Genomic DNA, 21,103 nt, shown 5'->3' with positions numbered 1-21,103 from the left:
TCAGTACTTGAGGGCACGGGCGATGCTGCGCTGGACCTTCTCGACGCGCGTGTCCATATTCCAGTAGGCGGTCAGGATGTCCTGCATCGCCCCGTTCTGGTCGGGCGTCAGGTAGACCTCGGTCACGCCGACCTGGCGCGCGCGGTCCTTGATGATGGCCACGCCCTTTTGCGCGCACAGGTCGAGCTCATTGGACTGGGCATCCAGGCGCACGGGGATCGAGCCTTTCAGTTTGCTGAAGGCGATCTGCAATGCGGGCTGCGAGACGACTTGCGCCAGCAGTTGCTGGGCCTTGATGGCGTCCGGCTTGTCGGTGCGCGGGAAAACGAAGACATCGCCCTGCATCAGGTACGGCGTGTCGGGTTTGAGGCCGGCGATGCAGCCATAGTGCTGGCCGGGCAGCTGGCCGGCATTGGTGAATTCGCCCTTGGCCCAGTCACCCATCACCTGAAAGCCCGCACGGCCACTGATGACCAGCGCGGTGGCGTCGTTCCAGTTGCGCCCCGGCGCGCCCGGATCGACATACGACTTCATGCGCTTGAAGGCCAGCAGCACGTCGCGAAAGGCGGGCGAGAGGATCGTGGCCTGGTCACGGTCGCGAATCACTTTCAGGTACAGATCGCGTCCGCCGATATTGGCGAGTAAAGCCGAGAACAGCACGGTCTCCTGCCACGACTGGCCGCCATGGGCCAGCGGGATGAGACCTGCGGCCTTCAGTTTGTCGAGCGCGGCGAAGAGTTCCGGCATGCTCGCCGGTTCGCGCGTGATGCCGGCTTTCTTGAAGGCGGCTTTCGAGTACCAGATCCACGTCTGCATGTGGATATTGAGCGGCACCGCGTAGTAGTGGCCATCGTGCTTGATGACGTCGATCAGCGGCTCGGGCAGGATGCGGTCCCAGTCCTGGGCCTTCGCGACGGCGTCGACGTTGTTGAGCATATTCTGCTCGATGACGTCGGTGAACTGCCTGGAGGTGTTGAACTGCGCAGCGGTCGGCGGATTGCCGCCGATGATGCGGTTGATGGTGACGGCGCGCGACTGGTCGCCGCCCGCGATGGCGCTGTCGACCCACACGCCGCCGGCATCGCGAAACGCCTGGGCGACCTGCTTGACGGCGTTCGATTCGCCGCCGGAGGTCCACCAGTGGATGACTTCTGCTTTCGGTGCGGCCGCACTGGCTGGCGCGCTACCGAGCACGATACTCAGCGCACCTGCAGCGGCGCACAACCATGCGCAGGCTGCTGCCAGGTTGCGGGATTTGACCATCTTGTCTCCGTTCAGTGCCATGTTTTTTGGCACGTTGGAAACGTTACCATTGGCTTTGCCCGACTATAGCATCGGGTCAATTGACGGTCAAACTAAACTTGCGGATTGTAATTTGGAGCGACGTTCTGTCAGGGGCAAAGTACGCAAGTCCGAAATCAGGCAACGCTCGAAGCGGAAAAAACGCACATGGTTTTCGTCATCGTGTAGAGTAATAGTTAATCTTTCAGGCAGGTGGAAATCTGGTTGCCACGCTTGCAAATGGCGCGACGCTTCGGAGGCATGTTGAGAAATTCAAAGATATTTCCACGCGAACCGCACCCCTGGATCAATGTTGATCGAGCAGGCCTGTCTGCCTGCCACGCCGGCGCAACATCAGTCGCGCTGGCCAACGCGCATGGTAGTAAGCCATGAGTCGCCCGACCATTTTACTTGTCGACGATGAGCCCGCCAACCTGGCCATGATGCGCAAGGTGCTCAGCGATGACTACACGCTGGTATTTGCCCGCAACGGCGCCGAAACGATGGCAGCGCTGCACAAGTATCGCCCGGCGATGGTGTTGCTGGACATCGGCCTGCCCGACATCAACGGCTACGACCTCTGCCTTAAAATCAAGCAGAGCGATACGACCGGGACCATCCAGGTCATCTTCGTGACGGCGTACGCCGACCCCGTGAACGAAGCCGCCGGGTTTTTTGCTGGCGGCGTCGACTACATCACGAAACCCGTTTCGCCCCCGATCGTACGCGCGCGCGTTGCCAGTCATTTATCTCAGGTGCGCGCGGAACTGCTGGCCAGGAGTTACCGGGAGGCGATCTCGATGCTGGGCCAGGCGGGGCATTTCAACGATACCGATACCGGTGCGCATATCTGGCGCATGGCCGCGTACGCAAAGGCGCTCGCCAAAAGGGCAGGGTGGAGCGTCGAAGACAGCGAGCAGCTCGAACTGGCCGCGCCGATGCATGACACCGGCAAGATAGGCATTCCCCAGTCGATCCTGCGCAAACCCGGTCCACTGGACGAGGCAGAGTGGGCCATCATGAAAACCCATCCACAGATCGGCTACGACATTCTGAGCAAAAGCGCAGCACAGGTGTTCCAGCTCGCCGCCGAGGTGGCGTTGTATCACCATGAGAAGTGGGATGGCAGCGGCTATCCGGCTGGGCTGGCCGGCGATGCCATTCCCCAGTCAGCGCGCCTGGTGGCGCTCGCCGACGTGTTCGATGCCCTGAGCATGCAGCGCCCGTACAAGGAAGCGTGGCCTGTCGACAAAATCGTGGCGTATGTGGATGGCCGCTCAGGGACGGATTTCGATCCGGCGCTGGTGGACGTGTTTCACAGGACGTTGCCCGAGTTGCTCGACATCCAGCAGACATGGGATGCGCGGGATAGCGAGCTGCACCCTGGTCAGGGATGATCCAGAAAAAAGCCCAACCTGAAGGATGGCTTTTTTAAAGTGATGACAAGAATGCATAGTGAGCCCTCACAGAAGATGGCATTAAAGCTGAACCGCATTTGTCGGACTTTTGCTACACAGCGGCATGATAATAATGGTCAGGTGAAACTTTCCCATGAGAAATTGCGATAAGCTTAGGACGTAGTCACCACTCACATTCACGCGCTGAGATAGCTATGCCACGAGTGCCTTTTCATACCTGCTGCAATGGCAGTGTGTATACACACCCGCCCCCGCCTTAAATACATGCGCGGATGCCAACCGCTTGTTTCATTTCTTTTATTCTTGGCAAATGCCTGATAAACGTTCTATTTTCGCAAGAGAATAGAGTCGGCTTGTCGAACTACGTCATTCTGCTTGGAAAAAATATATCCGACAGTATGGTGTTTCTTAATTCGGAGTCATCATGTACTTTTTCAGGCAGCGTCTTAGTCGACAACTGACAATCGCTTTTGCGACTCTCGTCTCAATTATTGTGGCCATATCTGCGCTGGCAGTATTCAGCTTGAGTGAAGCCCAGTCCAACTTTGACGGTTTTGTTGGTGATGAGTTCAACCGCGGCAGTGTTGCGCGTGATGTCAGGTCGTCAGTCAGCGCAAGGGCAATCGCAGCGCGCAACCTTATTTTATTGAATGCGCCTGCCGACATCGCTGCAGAAAAGGCTGCAGTGATGGCCGCCCACGAGCGTGTAAAAGACCGTATGGCGTTGCTGAAAAGATTACTTGATCTGGATAACAAAGCGACGCCGAGAGAGCATCAACTCTATGATGAATTGGTCAGTATTGAGCAGCGTTATGGCCCTATTGCACTCTCAATCGTTGAGATGGCACTGAACGGCAAGAAATCTGAAGCAACTGAAAAAATGAATGCCAAGTGCCAGCCACTATTAAAGAAGCTGATCGCTACGGTGGGCGAATATGCAAAATTGATCACTAGTTCGGCAGAAGGTGAAATCCAGAAATCAGCTGAAAAATTCCGCACCAAGCGTTTGTTGCTGATCTGCGTGTCGCTGATTGCCGTTGTCACGGCGATTGCACTTTCACGCTTGATAAAACGCAGCTTGCATCTCTCTTTGGGCGCCGATCCGCACGATTTGAGAAAAGCCGCGAATCAGGTCCGCTCCGGGGATCTGGGTATTTTGGAGGATGCAGCGACCGCGCCGGCAAACAGCGTAATGGCATCACTTGGAGAGATGCAGCAGTCATTGGCAACCATTGTGAATAGTGTCCGTCGTTCTTCCGATACGATCGAGTTCGGTTCAACAGAGATTGCTGACAGAAACAAAGATTTATCGGCGCGGACTCTGGAACAGGCAAGGCAGTTGCAGGAAAGTGCAAACGCGATGGAGAAAATCACCGGGACCATCCGGGTCAATGCCGACACCGCGGCCCGTGCCAGTGACTTGGCGTTGAGTGCGCGCGCGGCTGCCGAAAACGGCGGCTCCATGGTCGACGAAGTTGTCATCACCATGCAAAAAATCACGGCGAGCTCCAAAAAGATTGAAGACATCATTTCGGTGATTGACGGAATCGCCTTCCAGACCAACATCCTTGCGTTAAACGCCGCAGTCGAGGCGGCCCGTGCGGGTGAGCAGGGCAGGGGGTTTGCCGTCGTGGCAAGTGAGGTTCGCGCACTGGCGCAACGTAGCGCACAGGCGGCCAAGGAAATCAAGATACTGATTATTGACAGCGTCGGCATGATCGGCTCGGGCGCGGGCATGGTGTCAAACGCTGGTGAAGCAATGACCGCGATCGTCAGCGAAGTAAAGAGTGTTGCCGAGCTGATCAGCGAAATCAGCACGGCCACCCGTGAGCAGACCATGAGCATCAGCAGCGTTGGCGAGACAGTCATTGCACTCGATCGAGGCACCCAGCAAAATGCATCGCTCGTCGAACAGATGGCCGATGCGGCAGATGCCCTGAATCAGCAGGCGCATAGTCTGGTGTCGGCAGTGTCATTATTTAAAGTCGCAGGGGGCAACGATATGGCCAGTGCAGGCAAGGTGCCATCCAATCGCCGACCACAGTCGCCACTGCAACTGCAAGCGGTGGCGTGACCATATGTGACCGTGGAATGATCCGGTTCTCACGTTGATCCAGGCTACATGGCGCCCAGAAAGCAAAAAGCCCAATCCTGAGGACTGGGCTTTTTGCTTGACTAACTGGTGCCGGCTGCCGGTTTCGAACTGGCCACCTGATGATTACAAATCAACTGCTCTACCAAATGAGCTAAGCCGGCGTGATCTTTAGAGCAAGAATTATACGCTATTTGATCCGCGTGAGGGTCGGTCGTCCACCCTTCTTCGGTGGCTCGTCATCGCCACCCGACGGAGGGGCAGACACGTCCGTATCCGGCACCACCGGCGAATCCACGCCCTTGGACGGCACCGCCGACAGCGATGGCCCCGCAGGCGCCGTACCCACTTCTGGTGCCGATCCATCCGACGACGCAGCAGGCAATGCACCCACTTCAAACGCCATCCCCTGGCCATTCTCGTTGGCATAAATCGCCAGCACATTGTGTACAGGGATATAGATCTCGCGCGACACGCCGTTGAAGCGTGCACGGAAGTGGACTGCGTCGTTATCCATCTTCAGTGCCGAGGTGGCGCCGAAGCTGATGTTCAGGATGATCTCGCCCTTGCGGACGTATTCCATCGGCACCGTCGTCGATCCATCGACCTTGACTGCGAGGTAAGGCGTAAAGCCACTGTCGGTGCACCATTCGTAGATGGCGCGTAGCAGGTAGGGTTTGGTGGAGATCTCTGACATGGTGGTATGGGCTAGCAATACAGGCAAAACGGGCGTTCGCGCCAGTCTATCGGATTCGCCCGAAGAACGTCCGATTCCGGCGCGTACGGTGCGGCTGACAACAGGGGGCGGGAATAAGCCCGCCCCAGGTCCATCAACGACGCATCACTTTCTCGGACGGGGTCAGCGCCTCGATGTAGGCAGGGCGCGAGAAGATGCGCTCGGCGTACTTCATCAACGGTGCAGCCGTCTTCGACAGTTCGATGCCGTAGTGGTCCAGGCGCCAGAGCAGCGGCGCGATGGCCACGTCGAGCATCGAGAACTCGTCACCCAGCATGTACTTGTTCTTCAGGAACAGCGGTGCCAGCGTGGTCAGGCGGTCGCGGATTTCGGTGCGGGCCTTGTCGTGGATCTTGTCGTTCGACTTGTTGCGCTCGCTTTCCAGCGTGTGCACGTGGACGAACAGCTCTTTTTCGAAGTTGAACAGCATCAGGCGAGCACGGGCGCGCATCAGCGGGTCGGCCGGCATCAGTTGCGGATGCGGGAAGCGCTCGTCGATGTACTCGTTGATGATGTTCGATTCGTACAGGATCAGTTCGCGCTCGACCAGGATAGGTACCTGGCCGTACGGGTTCATCGTCGAAATATCTTCCGGCTTGTTGAACAGGTCGACGTCGCGCACTTCGAAGTCCATGCCCTTTTCGAACAGGACGAGGCGGCAGCGTTGGGAGAACGGGCACGTGGTGCCGGAGTAGAGAACCATCATGGTTTATAGTTCCTTAAGAAACAAAGGGGTGCAGCGCCGAGCACTCACCCCAGAGAAATGATTGCCCGTATTATAGCCAACCGGACAACGAAAGCGAATTACTTCACTTCTTTCCAGTACGATTCATTCAATCGCCAGGCCAAAAAGGCGAAAATCGTCAGGAACAAGAGCACGAATGCACCCAGTCGCTTGCGTGTCGCCTGGGCCGGCTCGGCCATCCAGACCATGTAGGCGACCAGGTCGGCGGTGGCCGTGTTGAACTCCTGCTGGGTCATGGTGCCGGGGCTCACTTGCTCGAAGCCAGCGAAGGTGTGAACCATCTTGCCGGCTTCATGCGGATCGGGCTGCTCCGTGAACTTTGCCGTGCGGATCCCCTGCTGCAGCCACATCGCGTGCGGCATCGCGACATTCGGCACCACCATATTGTTCCAGCCGGTCGGGCGCGTCTCGTCCTGGTAGAACGTGCGCAGATAGGTGTACAGGTAGTCGGCGCCCGAGCCGCCCGGTGATGCCTTGGCGCGCGCGATCACCGACAAATCCGGTGGCACCGCGCCGAACCAGGCCTTGGCATCGTTTGGTCGCATGGCTGTGGTCATCATGTCGCCGACCTTGTCGGCAGAAAACAACAAATTTTGCCGGATCTGGTCGTCTGTCAGGCCCAGGTCGCGCAGGCGGTTGTAGCGCATCGACGCGGCCGAGTGGCAATTGAGGCAGTGGTTGACGAACAGTTTGGCACCGTTCTGCAGCGACGCCAGGTCGGCGCGGTCCGGGGCGCGGTCGAGCGGGAAGCTGCCTTCGGCGGCGAATGCCAGGCCAGGCGCGAGGGCCAGGATGGCGAGCAGTTTTTTCACAAGCAATGTCATGGGATGTCCTTGTGCGCGGGTCCGAAGGCGTCAGTGCGGGGTGAAGGTGACACGGGTCGGCACCGGCTTGAAGGTGCCCATCGTGCTCCACCACGGCATCAGGAGGAAGAACCCGAAGTACGCCAGCGTGCACACTTGCGAGATCAGCGTGAACGCGGCCGTCGGCAATTGCGTGCCCAGGTAGCCCAGCGTCACGAACACCACGGCAAACACCGCATACACCCACTTGTGCCAGTCCGGACGGTAACGTAGCGAGCGGGCCGGCGAGTGGTCCAGCCATGGCATGCCGGCGATGATCATCACCGAAGAGCCGAACAGCACCACGCCCCAGAACTTGGCGTCGAGCACCTGCGGGAGCATGCCGATGACCAGTAGCAGCCCGACCACGGCAATGATCGCCTTGGTCACGAAGGCCAGGCGCGACTTGAACCAGATGAAGACGACGTAGGCGGCGACGGCTGCCATCAGCACGTACATGAAGTCGGCCGTGGTGGCGCGCAGCACCGAGTAGAACGGCGTGAAGTACCAGGTCGGCGCGATGTGCGACGGGGTCTTCATCGAGTCGGCTGGCAGGAAGTTGTTGTACTCGAGGAAGTAGCCGCCCATCTCGGGCGCAAAGAACACCACCGCCGAGAACAGCAGCAGGAACACGCTCACGCCGAACAGGTCCTTGGTGGTGTAGTACGGGTGCGACGGGATCGTGTCGAGCGGGTAGCCGTCCGGGCCGATGTGGTCCTTGACTTCGATGCCGTCTGGATTGTTCGAACCCACTTCGTGCAGCGCCGTCAGGTGGGCCACCACCAGGCCGATGATGACCAGGGGCAGGGCGATCACGTGGAACGCGAAGAAGCGGTTCAGCGTGGCGTCCGACACCACGTAATCGCCGCGGATCCACAGCGACAGGTCGCCCCCGATCACGGGAATCGCGCCGAACAGGTTGACGATCACCTGCGCGCCCCAGTACGACATCTGGCCCCACGGCAGCAGGTAGCCGAAGAACGCCTCGGCCATCAGGCACAAAAAGATGCCGAAGCCGAACAGCCAGACCAGCTCGCGCGGCTTGCGGTACGAGCCGTACATGAGGCCGCGCGCCATGTGCAGGTAGACGACGATGAAGAAGGCCGAGGCGCCGGTCGAGTGCATGTAGCGCACCAGCCAGCCCCACGGCACTTCGCGCATGATGTACTCGACCGAGCCGAAGGCCAGCGCCGCGTCGGGCTTGTAGTGCATCGTGAGAAAAATGCCGGTGACGATCTGCAGCACCAGCACGAGGGCCGAGAGCGAACCGAACAGATACCAGACGTTGAAATTCTTGGGCGCGTGGTACTTGCCCCACTGATCATTCCACAGCTTGGTGGCCGGAAAGCGGTCGTCGACCCAGGCCAGTGCCTTCTGGGCCGCCGGTGCATCGGCGGGCAGCTTTGTCTCCTTGAACGCGCCCATGGTTATGCCTCGCCTTTCTCGTCTTTGCCGATCACGATCCTGCTATCGGAGAGATACATGTACGGGGGAACGTCCATATTCGTCGGCGCCGGCTTGTTCTTGAAGACGCGTGCCGACAAATCGAAGGTCGAGCCATGGCAGGGGCACAGGAAGCCGCCGGGCCAGTCGTTGGGCAGGTTCGGCTGCGGGCCGGCGGCCAGGCGCGACGAGGGCGAACAGCCAAGGTGCGAGCAGATGCCCACGGTGACCAGGACTTCCTTGTGTTCGACGCGTGCGCGGTAGGGATTCTTGCAGTATTCCGGCATCTCGAGCTGGAATATCTTTTCGGAGGCGGGGTCGGCCAGTTCGTCCTGGTCTTTTTCGAGCGTGGCCATCATGGCCGGGGTGCGGCGCAGGATCCAGACCGGCTTGCCGCGCCATTCGACGACTTTCATTTCGCCGGGGGCGACGTCGCCGATATCGACTTCAACCGGTGCGCCTGCGGCCTTGGCGCGCTCGGATGGCTGGAAGGTGCTGACCAGGGCTCCCGCCGTGGCCACGCCGACGACGCCGCCTGCGGCGCATGTCGCGACCAGCAAGCCCCGTCGACCAGGATCGACCTGCTTTTGAGTACTCATACCAACCCCACTCCGTGAATATACGAATTATAAGAATTAAGTCCGAGCTTCCAGCTTGCAAAATTATATGTGAACGGCAACACCTATAGAAAAAATATTGTCTCGCCTACACGCCTTGCGAAAATGGTCTTTTACACCATCCCGGCACCCCGCTGACACCGCCGCCGATAGGCATCGGTTATCATGCAACGACTTATTTCAACAACAATGAGAGGGGTGAATCATGGCAATGATGGACGAATTCAAGAAGTTTGCGATGCGCGGCAATGTGATGGACCTGGCCGTCGGCGTGATCATCGGTGGGGCTTTCGGCCGCATCGTCGATTCGCTGGTCAAGGATGTCATCATGCCGCCGATCGGCGCGCTGTTCGGCGGTCTTGATTTCGGCAATTATTACATCCCCCTCAATGGCCAGGGCTATAACCTACCACTTGCCGAGGCGCAAAAGGCAGGTGCCGTGCTGGCGTACGGTAATTTCTTGACGATCATGCTGAACTTTATCCTGCTTGCATTTGTCATCTTCCAGATGGTGCGCCTGATGAACCGCCTGCGCGGCCCCGTCGAAGCGCCGACACCGGCCGCCACGCCTGAAGACGTGCTGCTGCTGCGCGAGATCCGGGACGCCCTCAAAAAGTGAAAGATGACATCGTCCGCGACATAAGACCCCCGCATCCGTTGCGGCGCTTCTGGGTACGTGCATGGCTGCTGTTTGCGCAAACGGTCACGGTGGTGCTGGCCATCTGGTTTGTCGTGTCTGCGTTGCGGCCGGCCTGGCTCGAATCGACGCCGGCGCCCAGGCAAGTGGAAGTGGGCGCGCCGGGCAAACCGGTGCCGATGCTGCAGGCGCCGCCCCGGCCCGCCACCGGCAGCTACCGCGACGCTGCTGCCAAGGCGATGTCGTCGGTGGTCAATATCTACACGAGCAAGGCCTCGCGCGAAGCGCATCCGTTGCTGAAAGATCCGCTGTTTCGCCGCTTCTTCGGCGGCGACCGCGCGCCGCAGGCCGAGCAGCTGGCCAGCCTCGGCTCGGGCGTCATCGTCAGCAGCGACGGTTATATCGTCACCAACTTCCATGTGATCGATGGCGCCGATGCGATCGAGGTGGGGCTGGCCGATGGCCGCAAGGCGGCAGCGACGCTGGTCGGCACCGATCCGGAAACCGACCTGGCCGTAATCCGCATCAAGGAGCGCAACTTGCCGGTGATGGTGCTGGGCGACCCGGAGCAGGCGCGTGTGGGTGACGTCGTGCTGGCCATTGGCAACCCGTTTGGTGTCGGCCAGACGGTCACGATGGGGATCATCTCGGCACTGGGCCGCAACAATCTGCACATCAACCACGTCGAGAATTTCATCCAGACCGATGCCGCGATCAACTTCGGCAACTCGGGCGGGGCGCTGGTCGATACCAATGGCCACCTGCTGGGCATCAATTCGGCGATCTATTCGCAGAGCGGCGGCTCGGTGGGCATCGGATTTGCCATTCCCGTGTCCACCGCCAAGAGCGTGCTGGACGCCATCGTCAAGAACGGCGAGGTGGTGCGCGGCTGGATCGGCATCGAGTCGCAGGACATCACGCCCGAAATGGTCGAGAGCTTTGGCCTGACTAAACGCAGCGGCGCCATGATTGCCGGCGTGGTGCGCGGCGGGCCGGCCGAGCGTGCCGGGATTCAGCCGGGCGACATCCTGGTGGCAGTTGCTGGTAAAAAAGTGGCTGATACGAGCGAGATGCTCAAGCTGGTGGCCCAGCTCGAGCCGGGCGCGTCCGTACCGATGACGATCGTGCGCCAGGGGCGTGAAACAGCGATCGCCGTCAAGGTCGGCCGCCGTCCACGCCAGACGCCCTGAACTTCTTGAATTTTATTTTCGGACCCACATGCACCTGCGCGACCTGACGCAATACCTGAACGAACTGACCGAGAGCAATAACCGCCCCTGGTTCATCATGAACAAGCCGCGCTACGATATCCTGCGCGAAGAATTCCAGGAGGTTGTCACCGAGCTGATCCGTGCCATCACGGCCTTCGACAAGCAGGTTGCGGCCTGCAACCCGAAGAAGGCGATGTTCCGCATCAACCGCGACATCCGCTTTTCAAAGAACAAGACGCCGTACAAGACGCGCTTTTCGGCCGGCATCACGCCGAACGACAAGCGCCGGCCCAGTGCAGGCGGTGGCTCGACCTATTATTTCCAGATCGATGCCAACGGCAAGCTCGGTTTTGGCGTCGGCGAATACCTGCCGCCACCGCCGCGCCTGAAGGCCATTCGCGAGCACGTGGTCAACGATGCGACGGGTTTTGGCAAAATGTTGAAGAATAAGCATCTCCGCGCCACCTATGGTGACCTCCTGGACGAGGACAAGTTGCAGCGTCCACCAAAGGGTTTCGATGCGGATCATCCGCATGTCGAGTACCTGAAGCTGAAAAGCTTCTTCGTGTGGACCGAAGTCGATCTGGCGCTCAATGCGCCGGAAAAGCTGGTGCCGCAACTGGCGCAGGGATTCAAGGACGCGTTTGCGCTGGTCACCTGGCTGCGCAGCGTTCCAGAACAACACGACGAATAGAGGAGGGCGACATGGCCTTGCATCACGCTACATCCGGCGAGAAAATCGCATTGCAACGCGGCGATAACGATATCGCCCATTTCACCTCGGTGGCCCTGGTCAAGACCGAGCATATGGAACTGATCCGGCTGGTGTTGCCGGTGGAACGCCCCATCCCCGAACACCGGGTCGATGGCGAAGTGACGGTGCTGTGCCTCGAAGGCGAGATCGCCGTCGATGCGCACGGTGCGACGACGTCGCTATTGCCGAACGAAATGGTGTATCTGAGCGGCGGTGTGCCGCACACGGTGCGCGCGGTAAAGGACGCGGTCGCGCTCATGACGATCCTGATCGGGCCGCAACAAGCTGCCTGATATGCAGCCACAACAAATTGCTTGATACGTAGGGTGGACGGCTACGCCGTCCACGCGGTGATGGTTGGCGGCGAGATCATCCGGCACGCCACGCTACGTTTTACGCGACTTCAATCCTCGGATCACGTGCCAGCAAACCCGCCGCCGTCTGCGCCGCATCCACCCCATCGAACAACACGCCCGCCACCGCCTCGGTGATCGGCATGTCCACGCCCATCTTGTGCGCCAGTTCGCGCACTGCCTTCGCACATGGCACGCCTTCGGCCACATGGCCCAGCTCTGCCACGATGGTGGCCAGCGCCTTGCCCTCGGCCAGCGCCAGGCCCACGCGCCGGTTGCGCGACAGATCGCCCGTGCACGTCAGGATCAGGTCGCCCATGCCACTGAGGCCCATGAACGTGCCCGGCTGCGCGCCCAGCGCCAGCCCCAGGCGCGTGATCTCGGCCAGCCCGCGCGTGATCAGCGCGGCGCGGGCATTCAGGCCCAGGCCCAGACCGTCCGATGTGCCGGTGGCAATGGCCATCACGTTCTTGACCGCGCCGCCGACTTCCACGCCGACCAGGTCGTCGCACGAATACACGCGCAGGTTGTCGCCATGCGCCAGCGCGACGACGCGTTCGCGCAAGGCGCGCGAGCTCGACGCCACGGTCAGCGCGCATGGCAGGCCGCGCGCCACTTCCTGGGCGAACGACGGGCCGGACAACGCCGCGCCCGGCACGGTGTCGCCCAGCACCTGCGCGACCACCTGGTGCGGCAGCAGGGCAGTGCCGGCCTCGAAGCCCTTGCACAGCCAGACGACGTTGGGGATCGAGCGGCCGCGCAATTGTTCGAGCAGGGGGCGCAGGCCGGCCACCGGGCAGGCCAGGATCAATAGCGGCGTCTCGTCCGGCGCGCTCGTGGCGACATGGGCCAGCGCCGCGTCGAAGTCGGCGCTCACGCGCAGGGCGGCCGGCAGCGGATGGCCTGGCAGGTAGGCGCGGTTGTCGCGCGCGCTGTCGATGGCCTGCATCTGCTGGGGATTGCGGCCCCACAGCAGCACGTCGTGGCGCGCTGCCAGGGCAATGGCAACGGCAGTGCCCCAGGCGCCGGCGCCCAGGACAGTGATTTTGGTGAGCTTATTCTGTTGCATGGAACTCCTGTGGTGAATTACAGGCCCCAGACATCCGAGACCTTGATGTAGCCGTCGATGCCGTCGCGGTGATGAACGCGGGCCCAGACGACGGCCGTCGGATCGCGCAGTACCAGCATGACGCCTTTGTCCGCCGTCATCAGGACGGCGGAGTGTTCATCGGGACTGGCATGCACGCGTGCGCCAGGGATGTTCACCAGCACATTGCGCTGCGCATTGAGGCCCTTGGCCTGGGTCCACGCTGTGTCGCCGTTCATGTCGCGCACCTTGACCCAGTCACCATAGGTGAGCAGGATTTGCAGCGGCATGCCAGGCGGCGCGATATAGAGTTTATTGCCCTTGGCCGATGGCGTCGCGTACAGGATCGCCGGGGTAGTACCGACAGTCTTGAAATCAAAGGCGAATGCGCTTGGGGCGACCAGCAATGCGGCGCATGAGGCGGTCAAAGCGAAGCCGGCAAGACGGCGTGCGGAGAACATGGCGGGCCTGGATGGTGGTTGAAACCGGGACGCCGGCCATCTGGCACGAACGCGGCGTGGCGCCGCGTTCGTCGGGTACGACGGACTGCTTAGTTCGACGGCGCTGCTGCGGCTTCGGCCATGGCCTGGGCGCGCTGCTGGTAGAAGGCTTCGAAGTTGATCTCGGCCAGGTGCACTGGCGGGAAGCCGGCACGGCTGATCACGTCAGCGATGTTCGCGCGCAGGTAGGGATAGATGATGTTCGGGCAGCCGATGCCCAGCAGCGGATCCATCTGGTCAGCCGGGATGTTACGGGCTTCGAAGATGCCTGCCTGCTTGCCTTCGACCAGGAACGCAACCTTGTCCTTGACCTTGGCGGTGACGGTGATCGTCACGGTCGACTCGTAGATGCCTTCGGCGATGCTTTCAGCACCCACGTCGAGCGACACTTCGATCGCTGGCGCTTCTTGCTCCAGGAAGATCGATGGCGAGTTCGGTTGCTCCAGCGACATGTCTTTCAGGTAGACGCGTTGGATTTGGAATACTGGTTGCAGAGTTTCGTCGGACATGGAACGCTTTCTAATAATAGTGGGAAGTGGCGGGCCACTCCGGTTGCCTGGTCGAGCGCGACGTCGTGAACGGGCCGTCGGATCGAACACGACGGCAATTGTAGCAAAATCAACTTGCTTGCAATAGCAGTCTTGCCGCCGGCGGCCACGCTACGCAGTGCGCATACAGCTTACTCGCCCTTGAGCAGCGGGTCCAGGCGGCCGGCCTGGTCCAGCGCATACAGTTCGTCGAAGCCGCCGACGTGGGTATCGCCAATATAAATCTGTGGCACCGTGCGGCGACCGGTGCGCTGCATCATGACCTGGCGCTGCTCGGGATCCAGGTCGACACGGATGCCTTCGATCTCGGTGACACCCTTGGCTTCGAGCAGGCGCTCGGCGCGGACGCAGTAAGGGCAAGATGCGGTGTGGTACAAAACGACGTGAGCTGCCATGATGAATCCTTTCGTGTGCCCGATCGACTCGATGGGGCGGTTTATTTGGTGAGCGGCAAGCCTGCAGCCTTCCAGGCCGCCAGGCCGCCTTCCAGGCTGTGGACGTCCTCGAAACCGGCCGCCTGCAACTGGCGCGCCGCCTTGTCGCTGCGTGCGCCAGTCTGGCAGACCATGACGACAGTCCGGTTTTTCGACTTGTCCAGTTCGCCAATGCGAGTACCCAAGTCTGCCAGCGGGATGTGTTTCGCGTCGCGCAGGTGACCGGCGGCGAATTCTTCGCTGCTGCGCACGTCGACAATCGTGGTCTTGCCGCGGTTGATCATCTGCGTCAGCTGCAGTGGCGATGCGCGTTTTCCGCGCGGCGCCAGGGCTGGCCACAACAGCGCGCCGCCAGCGAGAACGGCGATCGCTACGAGGAAAATGTTATCGATAATGAATTTCACAAGGGTTCCGATTGGTTGAACTGAATCGGGGCATTATAAAATAGATGCTGGACCGGACATCAACCAGAAATTTTGCGAAAAGAGCTTTCATGTACAAAATCGTATTCATGCGCCACGGCGAATCCACCTGGAACCTGGAAAACCGCTTCACCGGCTGGGTCGACGTCGACCTGACTGCCAAGGGTGTGGCCGAAGCAAAGGCCGCTGGCCGCGCGCTCAAGGAAGCCGGTTTCACCTTCGATCTCACGTACACCTCGGTGCTCAAGCGCGCGATCCGCACGCTGTGGCTCGCGCTGGACGAGATGGATGCGATGTATCTGCCGGTCAAGAACGACTGGCGCCTGAACGAGCGTCACTACGGCGCGCTGCAGGGCCTCGACAAGGGCGAGACCGCCGCCAAGTTCGGCGACGAGCAGGTGCTGGTCTGGCGCCGCAGCTACGACACGCCGCCGCCGGCGCTCGAGAAGGACGATTCGCGCACGTCGTTCGGCGACCCGCGCTACGCCAGCCTGGACGAGAGCCAGATTCCGCTGACCGAATGCCTGAAAGACACCGTGGCGCGCGTGATGCCAGCCTGGAACGACGAGATCGCCCCGGCGATCCGCGCCGGCAAGAACATCCTGATTTCGGCCCACGGCAACAGCCTGCGCGCCATCATCAAGATGCTCGACAACATCAGCGACGCCGACATCGTGGGCCTGAACATCCCGAACGGCCAGCCGCTCGTGTACGAACTCGACGCTGACCTCAAGCCGATCAAGCACTACTACCTGGGCGACCAGGCGGCAATTGCCGCTGCCATGGCCGCCGTCGCAAACCAAGGGAAGGCGAAGTAATCTTTTGCGTTTGCCAACCATGAAGGACGCCGGCAGCAAGCTGTTGTGCACACTGCTGGCGGTCGCGCTGTCCGGCGCGTTCGCGTCGGACGCGTGGGCGCAGCGCCAGACCGAGCGCAGCCGCCAGAAAGCGGCGGCCGAGAAGCAGCGCGCCGGCATCCAGCAACAGCTGGCGGCCATCAAGCGCGACATCAACCAGACCGAAAACGCCAAGGAAGACGCGGCCGACACGCTGGCCGAGTCCGAGGCTGCCATTTCCGACGCCAACCGCGCGCTGCGCGATCTGGCCGAAGAACAGGATACGACGGCAACCCGGCTGCAATCGCTGGCAAATCAGCAAGCCCAGCTGGCGCAGACCATCGGCGCCCAGCAACAGCAGCTGGCCAGGCTGCTGCGCGAGCACTATGTGGCCGGCAACGAAGACCGCATCAAGCTGCTGCTGTCGGGGGATAACCCGAACCGCATCAGCCGCGACCTGCAACTGATGGCGTACGTGTCGCAGGCCCAGGCGCGCCTGCTGGACTCGGTGCGCAGCAACCTGGCGCAGGTCGAAGTCAACCGCGACAAGGTTGAAAATGCCCAGCAAGAGCTGGAAGAAATCGCTCAGGAGCAGCTCGACCAGAAAGCCATGCTCGAGAAGGAAAAGGCACGCCGCGCGGCGTTGCTGGGCACGCTGTCGAGCAAGCTGGCCGACCAGCGCAAGCAGGCCGACCGCCTGAAGGGCGACGAAGAGCGCATGTCCGGCCTCGTCGACCGGCTGGCGCGTTTGATCCGTGAACAGGCCGAGGCCGAGCGCAAGCGTCAGGTGGCGGCTGCGGCCGCAGCTGCCGCGAAAGCCAAAGCCAAGGCCGAGGCCGATGAAAAAGCCCGCCTGCTGGCGCAGGCGCGTGCCAAGGCAGCGGCCGAACGGCGCGCCGAGCGCGAACGCGAACGTGAACGCATCGCGCGCCAGAACGCCAACGCCAAGCCGGGCGTCAAGCCCGAGCCGCTGCCGGCGCCGCTCCCCGCACCGGTCAAGGAAGCCCCGGTCGTGGCTGAACAGCCGCGGCCAGCGCCAACCCGGCCCGAACCGGCGCCGGCGCCAGAGGTCGTGCTGGGCCCGGCAGCGCCGTCCGGCTCGTTTGCCTCGCTCAAGGGCCGCATGAACAGCCCGATCAATGGCAGTGTCGTGGCACGCTTCGGCACCCGCCGCGGCGACGGCCCGAACTGGAAAGGCACCTTCTTCAAGGCGCCCGAAGGCACCGAAGTGCGCGCTGTGGCCCCGGGCCGCGTCGTGCACGCCGACTGGATGCGCGGCTTCGGCAACCTGATCATCATCGACCATGGCGGCGAGTACCTGTCGATCTATGGCTACAACCAGGCGCTGCTCAAACGGCCAGGCGACAGCGTGCGCGCGGGCGAGGCGGTGGCCAGCGCGGGCAACACCGGTGGCAACGAAGAATCGGGGCTATACTTTGAGCTCAGGCGTAACGGCAAGGCGTTCGACCCGGCAGGCTGGGTCCGGTTCTAAGGTCACCACAGGGTACACATGGGCATGAAAGCAAAGGGGTTCGGGCTGGTTGGCGTGGGGATGGTATTGGGTGTGGCGGCGTCGTTCCAGTTGTCGGCCTATGCACAAAAAACCGGCACGGCCACGTCGCTGCCACTGGACGAGCTGCGCCAGCTGGCCGATGTGTATGGCCTGATCAAGACCGACTACGTCGAGCCGGTCGAAGACAAGAAATTGCTCACCGAAGCCATCGGCGGCATGGTGGCTTCGCTCGACCCGCACTCCGTGTACCTCGACCAGAAAGCGTTTCGCGAGATGCGCGAAGCGGTGCAGGGCAAGTTCGTCGGCGTGGGCGTTGAGATCTCGAATGAAGACGGCTACATCAAGGTCGTCTCGCCGATCGAGGACACGCCCGCGTTCAGGGCCGGCATCAAGTCGGGCGACCTGATCACCCGGATCGACAATGTCCCCGTGCGCAATATGTCGTCCGACGACGCCATCAAGCGCATGCGCGGCAAGGTCGGCAGCAAGGTCACGCTCACCATTGCCCGGCCCGGCGACGACAAGCCATGGGTCGTGCCGCTGGACCGCCGCGAAATCAAGGTCGTCAGCGTCAAGGCCAAGGTGGTCGAGCCCGGCTACGCCTGGCTGCGCATCAGCCAGTTCCAGGAAAATACCCTCGACGAGCTGGCCAAAAAGACCAGGGAACTGTACGCCGAACAACCGGACATCAAGGGTCTCGTGCTGGATCTGCGCAACGATCCGGGCGGCCTGCTGCCGGGCGCGATCGGCGTCACGGCGGCGTTCCTGCCCAAGGCCGATCAGGTCATCGTCAGCACCAAAGGGCAATTGCCCGATTCGAATCAGTCGTTCTACGGCCGGCGCGAATTCTATGCCCAGCGCGGCGATCCGCTGGCCGGGTTGCCGGCCGGGCTCAAGACGGTGCCGATGGTGGTGCTGGTCAATGGCGGCTCGGCATCGGCCTCGGAAATCGTCGCCGGTGCGCTGCAGGACTACCAGCGCGCGATCGTGATGGGCAGCCGCACGTTCGGCAAGGGCTCGGTGCAGACGCTGCGCCAGTTGTCGCCCGACACGGCGATCAAGCTGACCACGGCGCGCTATTACACGCCAAAAGGGCGGCCGATCCAGGCGACGGGTGTGCAGCCTGATCTGCGGGTGGACGAAACGGCGGATGGCGACCTGCTCAACGCCCTGCGCGTGCGCGAATCGGATCTGCAGCGTCACCTGGTGGCTGAAGGCGAGCAGCCTGCGGCCGCTGGCAAGGACCAGGCGGCAAGCCTGGCCCAGCAACAACGCGCGCTGGCGCTGATGAAAGACCGCAAGCCGCTCGAGTTCGGCAGCAAGGACGATTTCCAGCTGGCACAGGCGATCAATCATTTCAAGGGCCTGAAGGTGGTGCTGGCAAAAGGCGAGCCGGTCGACGAAAAACCGGCGCCGGCGCCATTGCCGGGCGCGGAAAACAAACCGCCTGAGCTGCATGCGCCAGCCAAGAAGTGATTGGCGAATTGCCGCAATGGTGTGGCGTGGACGGCGCCACACCATTGCGGTAATGGCGTAGGGTGGACGGCTTCGCCGTCCACGCGGTGATCGCCAACGGTGCCGTTCTCGGACCGGATGATATCGCCGCCAACCATCACCGCGTGGACGGCAGAGCCGTCCACCCTACCGGATACGTGCCAGTTGATCCGGCGTCCAATCACCACCGTACGATGCAATGGTGTGGCGTGGACGGCGCCGTTCACGTGCCGGTCGATCCGGCGTCCAATCACCACCGTACGATGCTTTCCCCATGAACGACAACCAACTCCTGCGCTACTCGCGCCACATCCTGCTCGACGACATCGGCATCGAAGGCCAGCAACGCCTGCTGGACGCGCACGTCGTCATCATCGGCGCCGGTGGCCTGGGTTCGCCCGCGGCGCTGTACCTGGCCTCCGGCGGCATCGGCCACATCACGCTGGTCGACGATGACACGGTCGACCTGACCAACCTGCAGCGCCAGGTCATGCACACGACCGGGCGCATCGGTGAGCCGAAGGTCGAGTCCGGCCGCGCCGCCCTGCTGGCAATCAATCCCGACATCGAAGTCACTGCCTTGCGCGAACGCGCCGGCCCCGAGCGGCTGCTGGAACTCGCGCGCGCCGCCACGGTCGTACTCGATTGCAGCGACAATTTCGCCACCCGCCACGCCGTCAACCGCGCCTGCGTGGCGGCCGGCACGCCGCTCGTGTCGGGCGCCGTGATCCGCTTCGACGGCCAGCTGGCCGTGTTTGACGCACGCCAGCCGACCGCCCCATGCTACGCCTGCCTGTTTCCCGAAGACAGTGGCTTCGAGGATGTGGCGTGCAGCACGATGGGCGTGTTCGCGCCGCTGGTTGGCGTCGTCGGCGCGGTCCAGGCTGCCGAGGCGATGAAACTCATCATGGCCATCGGCGAGCCACTGGTCGGTCGTCTCCTGATGCTCGACGGCAAGTACATGGATTGGACGTCCATCGGCGTGGCGCGCAATCCGGCGTGCCCGGTGTGCGCGGCGCGCCATGGTGAGAGCGGCAACACTGTTGATTAGTGGTGTCTTAACGGGCATTGCGAAACGTGGTGTGCAGGTGAACGTGACATACAATTGCGTACTTTTCGCAGGTACGCTTGTCATAATTCGGGCTTATACTGTGCCGGTTCCATCGATTCCCCTGTCATCACACAAAGCTTATGAATTTTCAACGTACTCAGCGCAACACGCGCAGCACAGGTCGTGCACGCGGTTTTACCCTGGTCGAGATCATGGTTGTCGTGGTCATCATCGGCATCCTTGGCGCGCTGGTCGTGCCCAAATTGCTGGGCCGCACGGGTGAATCGCGTGTCACGGCTGCCAAAGTCGACATCGCCACGATGATGCAGGCGCTCAAGCTCTACAAGCTCGACAACCAGCGCTACCCGACCACCGAGCAGGGCCTGGTCGCACTGACTACCAAACCGACCTCGGGCCCGTCGGCCAATGGCTGGAAAGAAGGCGGCTACATCGAGAAACTGCCGAAAGACCCATGGGGTAACGCTTACCAATACCTGTCGCCGGGCGTCAAGGGCGAGGTCGACGTGTTCTCGTACGGCGCCGACGGGCAGCCGGGCGGCACTGGCGAAGACACTGACGTCGGTTCCTGGGACTAAGTTATCTCCATGCCGGCCATGCGCACAGCGCGCACACGCGGCTTCACCCTGGTGGAGCTGCTGGTCGTGATGGTCATCATCGGCCTCACGCTGGGCATGGCCACGCTCAACGCCATCCCGAGTCCGCGCCAGGATCTCGACAAGGAAGCGCAGCGCCTGGCGCTGCTGCTGCAACTGGCCCGTGACGAAGCGATCGTGCGTAACCGCCTGGTCGCGTTCGAGGCCAACGGCGACCGCTACCGCTTCATGGTGCGCGGCGACGCCGGCTGGGAGCCGGTCACGCGCGATGACCTGCTGCGCGAGCGTGAATTCAAGAATTCGCCCCTGCAATTGATCCTCGAACCGACCGGTACCGGCAACCCTGACATGCTGCGCATCACGTTTGGCCGCGAGCCGGTCGACCGCCCGTTCGTGCTGACGATGGCCAAGGGTGCCAATACGGTCGCGATCCGCGCCGATGGCATCGGCCACTTCACTGTCGAATGACATCCCC

The 21,103-nt window shown here is 61.8% G+C and carries 23 protein-coding genes and 1 tRNA gene; 12 read left to right on the top strand and 12 right to left on the bottom strand.

Annotated features, from left to right (window positions below; all coding sequences use genetic code 11):
- Entirely contained in the window at positions 1–1,263 is a 1,263-nt protein-coding gene (locus tag AC56LV_RS13675) for an ABC transporter substrate-binding protein (RefSeq protein ID WP_499558356.1), read from the bottom strand.
- Between the two features lie 407 nt (positions 1,264–1,670).
- Here AC56LV_RS13675 and AC56LV_RS13670 point away from each other — a divergent pair, with 407 nt between their 5' ends.
- Together AC56LV_RS13670 and AC56LV_RS13665 are read left to right on the top strand one after the other, a co-directional pair.
- Entirely contained in the window at positions 1,671–2,678 is a 1,008-nt protein-coding gene (locus tag AC56LV_RS13670; protein WP_499558354.1) for a response regulator, read from the top strand.
- Positions 2,679–3,123: 445 nt separating this feature from the next.
- Positions 3,124–4,773, top strand: coding sequence for a methyl-accepting chemotaxis protein (locus AC56LV_RS13665; RefSeq protein ID WP_499558352.1), 1,650 nt, complete (start codon positions 3,124–3,126; stop codon positions 4,771–4,773).
- Between the two features lie 106 nt (positions 4,774–4,879).
- Here the strand turns inward: AC56LV_RS13665 and AC56LV_RS13660 are convergent.
- From AC56LV_RS13660 to petA, 6 genes are all read right to left on the bottom strand, one after another.
- Positions 4,880–4,955 (bottom strand) — tRNA-Thr (locus AC56LV_RS13660).
- Positions 4,956–4,981: 26 nt separating this feature from the next.
- On the bottom strand, positions 4,982–5,488 hold the full coding sequence (locus AC56LV_RS13655) for a ClpXP protease specificity-enhancing factor (RefSeq protein WP_499558350.1): 507 nt from the start codon (positions 5,486–5,488) through the stop codon (positions 4,982–4,984).
- Between the two features lie 133 nt (positions 5,489–5,621).
- A complete protein-coding gene (locus AC56LV_RS13650; RefSeq protein WP_183554595.1) occupies positions 5,622–6,233 on the bottom strand; it encodes a glutathione S-transferase N-terminal domain-containing protein in 612 nt (203 codons plus the stop codon).
- Between the two features lie 98 nt (positions 6,234–6,331).
- Positions 6,332–7,096, bottom strand: coding sequence for a cytochrome c1 (locus AC56LV_RS13645; RefSeq protein WP_499558348.1), 765 nt, complete (start codon positions 7,094–7,096; stop codon positions 6,332–6,334).
- Between the two features lie 30 nt (positions 7,097–7,126).
- Positions 7,127–8,539 (bottom strand): cytochrome b, encoded by a 1,413-nt coding sequence (locus AC56LV_RS13640; protein ID WP_499558346.1) that lies wholly within the window; start codon positions 8,537–8,539, stop codon positions 7,127–7,129.
- A gap of 2 nt (positions 8,540–8,541) precedes the next feature.
- Complete coding sequence (gene petA / locus AC56LV_RS13635) at positions 8,542–9,156, bottom strand: ubiquinol-cytochrome c reductase iron-sulfur subunit (RefSeq protein WP_499558344.1); 615 nt, start codon at positions 9,154–9,156, stop codon at positions 8,542–8,544.
- Between the two features lie 223 nt (positions 9,157–9,379).
- On the opposite strand from petA, the gene mscL reads away from it, so the two are divergent.
- The 4 genes from mscL to AC56LV_RS13615 are packed head-to-tail and all read left to right on the top strand — an operon-like array spanning position 9,380 to position 12,069.
- Positions 9,380–9,793, top strand: coding sequence for a large conductance mechanosensitive channel protein MscL (mscL, locus tag AC56LV_RS13630; protein ID WP_499558342.1), 414 nt, complete (start codon positions 9,380–9,382; stop codon positions 9,791–9,793).
- Between the two features lie 38 nt (positions 9,794–9,831).
- On the top strand, positions 9,832–11,001 hold the full coding sequence (locus tag AC56LV_RS13625) for a Do family serine endopeptidase (protein WP_499558340.1): 1,170 nt from the start codon (positions 9,832–9,834) through the stop codon (positions 10,999–11,001).
- Positions 11,002–11,029: 28 nt separating this feature from the next.
- Positions 11,030–11,716, top strand: coding sequence for a DUF2461 domain-containing protein (locus AC56LV_RS13620; RefSeq protein ID WP_183554585.1), 687 nt, complete (start codon positions 11,030–11,032; stop codon positions 11,714–11,716).
- A gap of 11 nt (positions 11,717–11,727) precedes the next feature.
- Positions 11,728–12,069: a cupin domain-containing protein gene (locus AC56LV_RS13615; RefSeq protein WP_332531914.1), complete on the top strand. Its 342-nt coding sequence runs from the start codon at positions 11,728–11,730 to the stop codon at positions 12,067–12,069.
- 100 nt (positions 12,070–12,169) lie between these two features.
- Here the strand turns inward: AC56LV_RS13615 and AC56LV_RS13610 are convergent, their stop codons facing one another.
- The 5 genes from AC56LV_RS13610 to AC56LV_RS13590 all read right to left on the bottom strand — a co-directional run bounded on the left by AC56LV_RS13610 (position 12,170) and on the right by AC56LV_RS13590 (position 15,102).
- Positions 12,170–13,198 carry an NAD(P)H-dependent glycerol-3-phosphate dehydrogenase gene (locus AC56LV_RS13610; protein WP_499558338.1) on the bottom strand — a complete coding sequence of 343 codons (1,029 nt, stop codon included), beginning with the start codon at positions 13,196–13,198 and terminating at the stop codon, positions 12,170–12,172.
- 17 nt (positions 13,199–13,215) lie between these two features.
- Positions 13,216–13,677, bottom strand: a complete 462-nt coding sequence (locus tag AC56LV_RS13605) for an SH3 domain-containing protein (protein WP_499558336.1) — start codon at positions 13,675–13,677, stop codon at positions 13,216–13,218.
- Between the two features lie 89 nt (positions 13,678–13,766).
- A complete protein-coding gene (gene secB, locus AC56LV_RS13600) occupies positions 13,767–14,225 on the bottom strand; it encodes a protein-export chaperone SecB (protein ID WP_183554579.1) in 459 nt (152 codons plus the stop codon).
- Between the two features lie 170 nt (positions 14,226–14,395).
- The gene (grxC, locus tag AC56LV_RS13595; RefSeq protein ID WP_183554577.1) at positions 14,396–14,659 is read right to left on the bottom strand and encodes a glutaredoxin 3; all 264 of its coding nucleotides are present in this window, start codon (positions 14,657–14,659) and stop codon (positions 14,396–14,398) included.
- Between the two features lie 41 nt (positions 14,660–14,700).
- Complete coding sequence (locus AC56LV_RS13590; RefSeq protein ID WP_482896884.1) at positions 14,701–15,102, bottom strand: rhodanese-like domain-containing protein; 402 nt, start codon at positions 15,100–15,102, stop codon at positions 14,701–14,703.
- A gap of 89 nt (positions 15,103–15,191) precedes the next feature.
- On the opposite strand from AC56LV_RS13590, the gene gpmA reads away from it, so the two are divergent.
- The 6 genes from gpmA to gspH all read left to right on the top strand — a co-directional run bounded on the left by gpmA (position 15,192) and on the right by gspH (position 21,096).
- Positions 15,192–15,938 carry a 2,3-diphosphoglycerate-dependent phosphoglycerate mutase gene (gene gpmA / locus AC56LV_RS13585; protein WP_499558334.1) on the top strand — a complete coding sequence of 249 codons (747 nt, stop codon included), beginning with the start codon at positions 15,192–15,194 and terminating at the stop codon, positions 15,936–15,938.
- 19 nt (positions 15,939–15,957) lie between these two features.
- On the top strand, positions 15,958–17,448 hold the full coding sequence (locus AC56LV_RS13580) for a murein hydrolase activator EnvC family protein (protein WP_499558898.1): 1,491 nt from the start codon (positions 15,958–15,960) through the stop codon (positions 17,446–17,448).
- Between the two features lie 18 nt (positions 17,449–17,466).
- Positions 17,467–18,945 carry a S41 family peptidase gene (locus AC56LV_RS13575; RefSeq protein ID WP_499558332.1) on the top strand — a complete coding sequence of 493 codons (1,479 nt, stop codon included), beginning with the start codon at positions 17,467–17,469 and terminating at the stop codon, positions 18,943–18,945.
- A 292-nt stretch (positions 18,946–19,237) separates the two neighbouring features.
- A complete protein-coding gene (locus AC56LV_RS13570) occupies positions 19,238–20,014 on the top strand; it encodes a HesA/MoeB/ThiF family protein (RefSeq protein WP_499558330.1) in 777 nt (258 codons plus the stop codon).
- Between the two features lie 140 nt (positions 20,015–20,154).
- Positions 20,155–20,610: a type II secretion system major pseudopilin GspG gene (gene gspG / locus AC56LV_RS13565; protein WP_183554567.1), complete on the top strand. Its 456-nt coding sequence runs from the start codon at positions 20,155–20,157 to the stop codon at positions 20,608–20,610.
- 9 nt (positions 20,611–20,619) lie between these two features.
- Positions 20,620–21,096, top strand: a complete 477-nt coding sequence (gene gspH, locus AC56LV_RS13560) for a type II secretion system minor pseudopilin GspH (RefSeq protein WP_499558328.1) — start codon at positions 20,620–20,622, stop codon at positions 21,094–21,096.
- Positions 21,097–21,103: the final 7 nt, after the last annotated feature.

Source organism: Telluria sp. RB2R28 (assembly GCF_059685835.1).
The sequence above is the reverse complement of the archived record's forward strand: the minus strand, read 5'-3'. Positions and strand labels throughout refer to the sequence as shown.

Excerpts from the sequence above, each read along its gene's own strand:
- AC56LV_RS13675 (WP_499558356.1), bottom strand. The coding sequence starts at position 1,263 with ATGGTCAAATCCCGCAACCTGGCAGCAGCCTGCGCATGGTTGTGCGCC.
- AC56LV_RS13670 (WP_499558354.1), top strand. The coding sequence starts at position 1,671 with ATGAGTCGCCCGACCATTTTACTTGTCGACGATGAGCCCGCCAACCTG.
- AC56LV_RS13665 (WP_499558352.1), top strand. The coding sequence starts at position 3,124 with ATGTACTTTTTCAGGCAGCGTCTTAGTCGACAACTGACAATCGCTTTT.
- AC56LV_RS13655 (WP_499558350.1), bottom strand. The coding sequence starts at position 5,488 with ATGTCAGAGATCTCCACCAAACCCTACCTGCTACGCGCCATCTACGAA.
- AC56LV_RS13650 (WP_183554595.1), bottom strand. The coding sequence starts at position 6,233 with ATGATGGTTCTCTACTCCGGCACCACGTGCCCGTTCTCCCAACGCTGC.
- AC56LV_RS13645 (WP_499558348.1), bottom strand. The coding sequence starts at position 7,096 with ATGACATTGCTTGTGAAAAAACTGCTCGCCATCCTGGCCCTCGCGCCT.
- AC56LV_RS13640 (WP_499558346.1), bottom strand. The coding sequence starts at position 8,539 with ATGGGCGCGTTCAAGGAGACAAAGCTGCCCGCCGATGCACCGGCGGCC.
- petA (WP_499558344.1), bottom strand. The coding sequence starts at position 9,156 with ATGAGTACTCAAAAGCAGGTCGATCCTGGTCGACGGGGCTTGCTGGTC.
- mscL (WP_499558342.1), top strand. The coding sequence starts at position 9,380 with ATGGCAATGATGGACGAATTCAAGAAGTTTGCGATGCGCGGCAATGTG.
- AC56LV_RS13620 (WP_183554585.1), top strand. The coding sequence starts at position 11,030 with ATGCACCTGCGCGACCTGACGCAATACCTGAACGAACTGACCGAGAGC.
- AC56LV_RS13615 (WP_332531914.1), top strand. The coding sequence starts at position 11,728 with ATGGCCTTGCATCACGCTACATCCGGCGAGAAAATCGCATTGCAACGC.
- AC56LV_RS13610 (WP_499558338.1), bottom strand. The coding sequence starts at position 13,198 with ATGCAACAGAATAAGCTCACCAAAATCACTGTCCTGGGCGCCGGCGCC.
- AC56LV_RS13605 (WP_499558336.1), bottom strand. The coding sequence starts at position 13,677 with ATGTTCTCCGCACGCCGTCTTGCCGGCTTCGCTTTGACCGCCTCATGC.
- secB (WP_183554579.1), bottom strand. The coding sequence starts at position 14,225 with ATGTCCGACGAAACTCTGCAACCAGTATTCCAAATCCAACGCGTCTAC.
- grxC (WP_183554577.1), bottom strand. The coding sequence starts at position 14,659 with ATGGCAGCTCACGTCGTTTTGTACCACACCGCATCTTGCCCTTACTGC.
- gpmA (WP_499558334.1), top strand. The coding sequence starts at position 15,192 with ATGTACAAAATCGTATTCATGCGCCACGGCGAATCCACCTGGAACCTG.
- AC56LV_RS13580 (WP_499558898.1), top strand. The coding sequence starts at position 15,958 with ATGAAGGACGCCGGCAGCAAGCTGTTGTGCACACTGCTGGCGGTCGCG.
- AC56LV_RS13575 (WP_499558332.1), top strand. The coding sequence starts at position 17,467 with ATGGGCATGAAAGCAAAGGGGTTCGGGCTGGTTGGCGTGGGGATGGTA.
- AC56LV_RS13570 (WP_499558330.1), top strand. The coding sequence starts at position 19,238 with ATGAACGACAACCAACTCCTGCGCTACTCGCGCCACATCCTGCTCGAC.
- gspG (WP_183554567.1), top strand. The coding sequence starts at position 20,155 with ATGAATTTTCAACGTACTCAGCGCAACACGCGCAGCACAGGTCGTGCA.
- gspH (WP_499558328.1), top strand. The coding sequence starts at position 20,620 with ATGCCGGCCATGCGCACAGCGCGCACACGCGGCTTCACCCTGGTGGAG.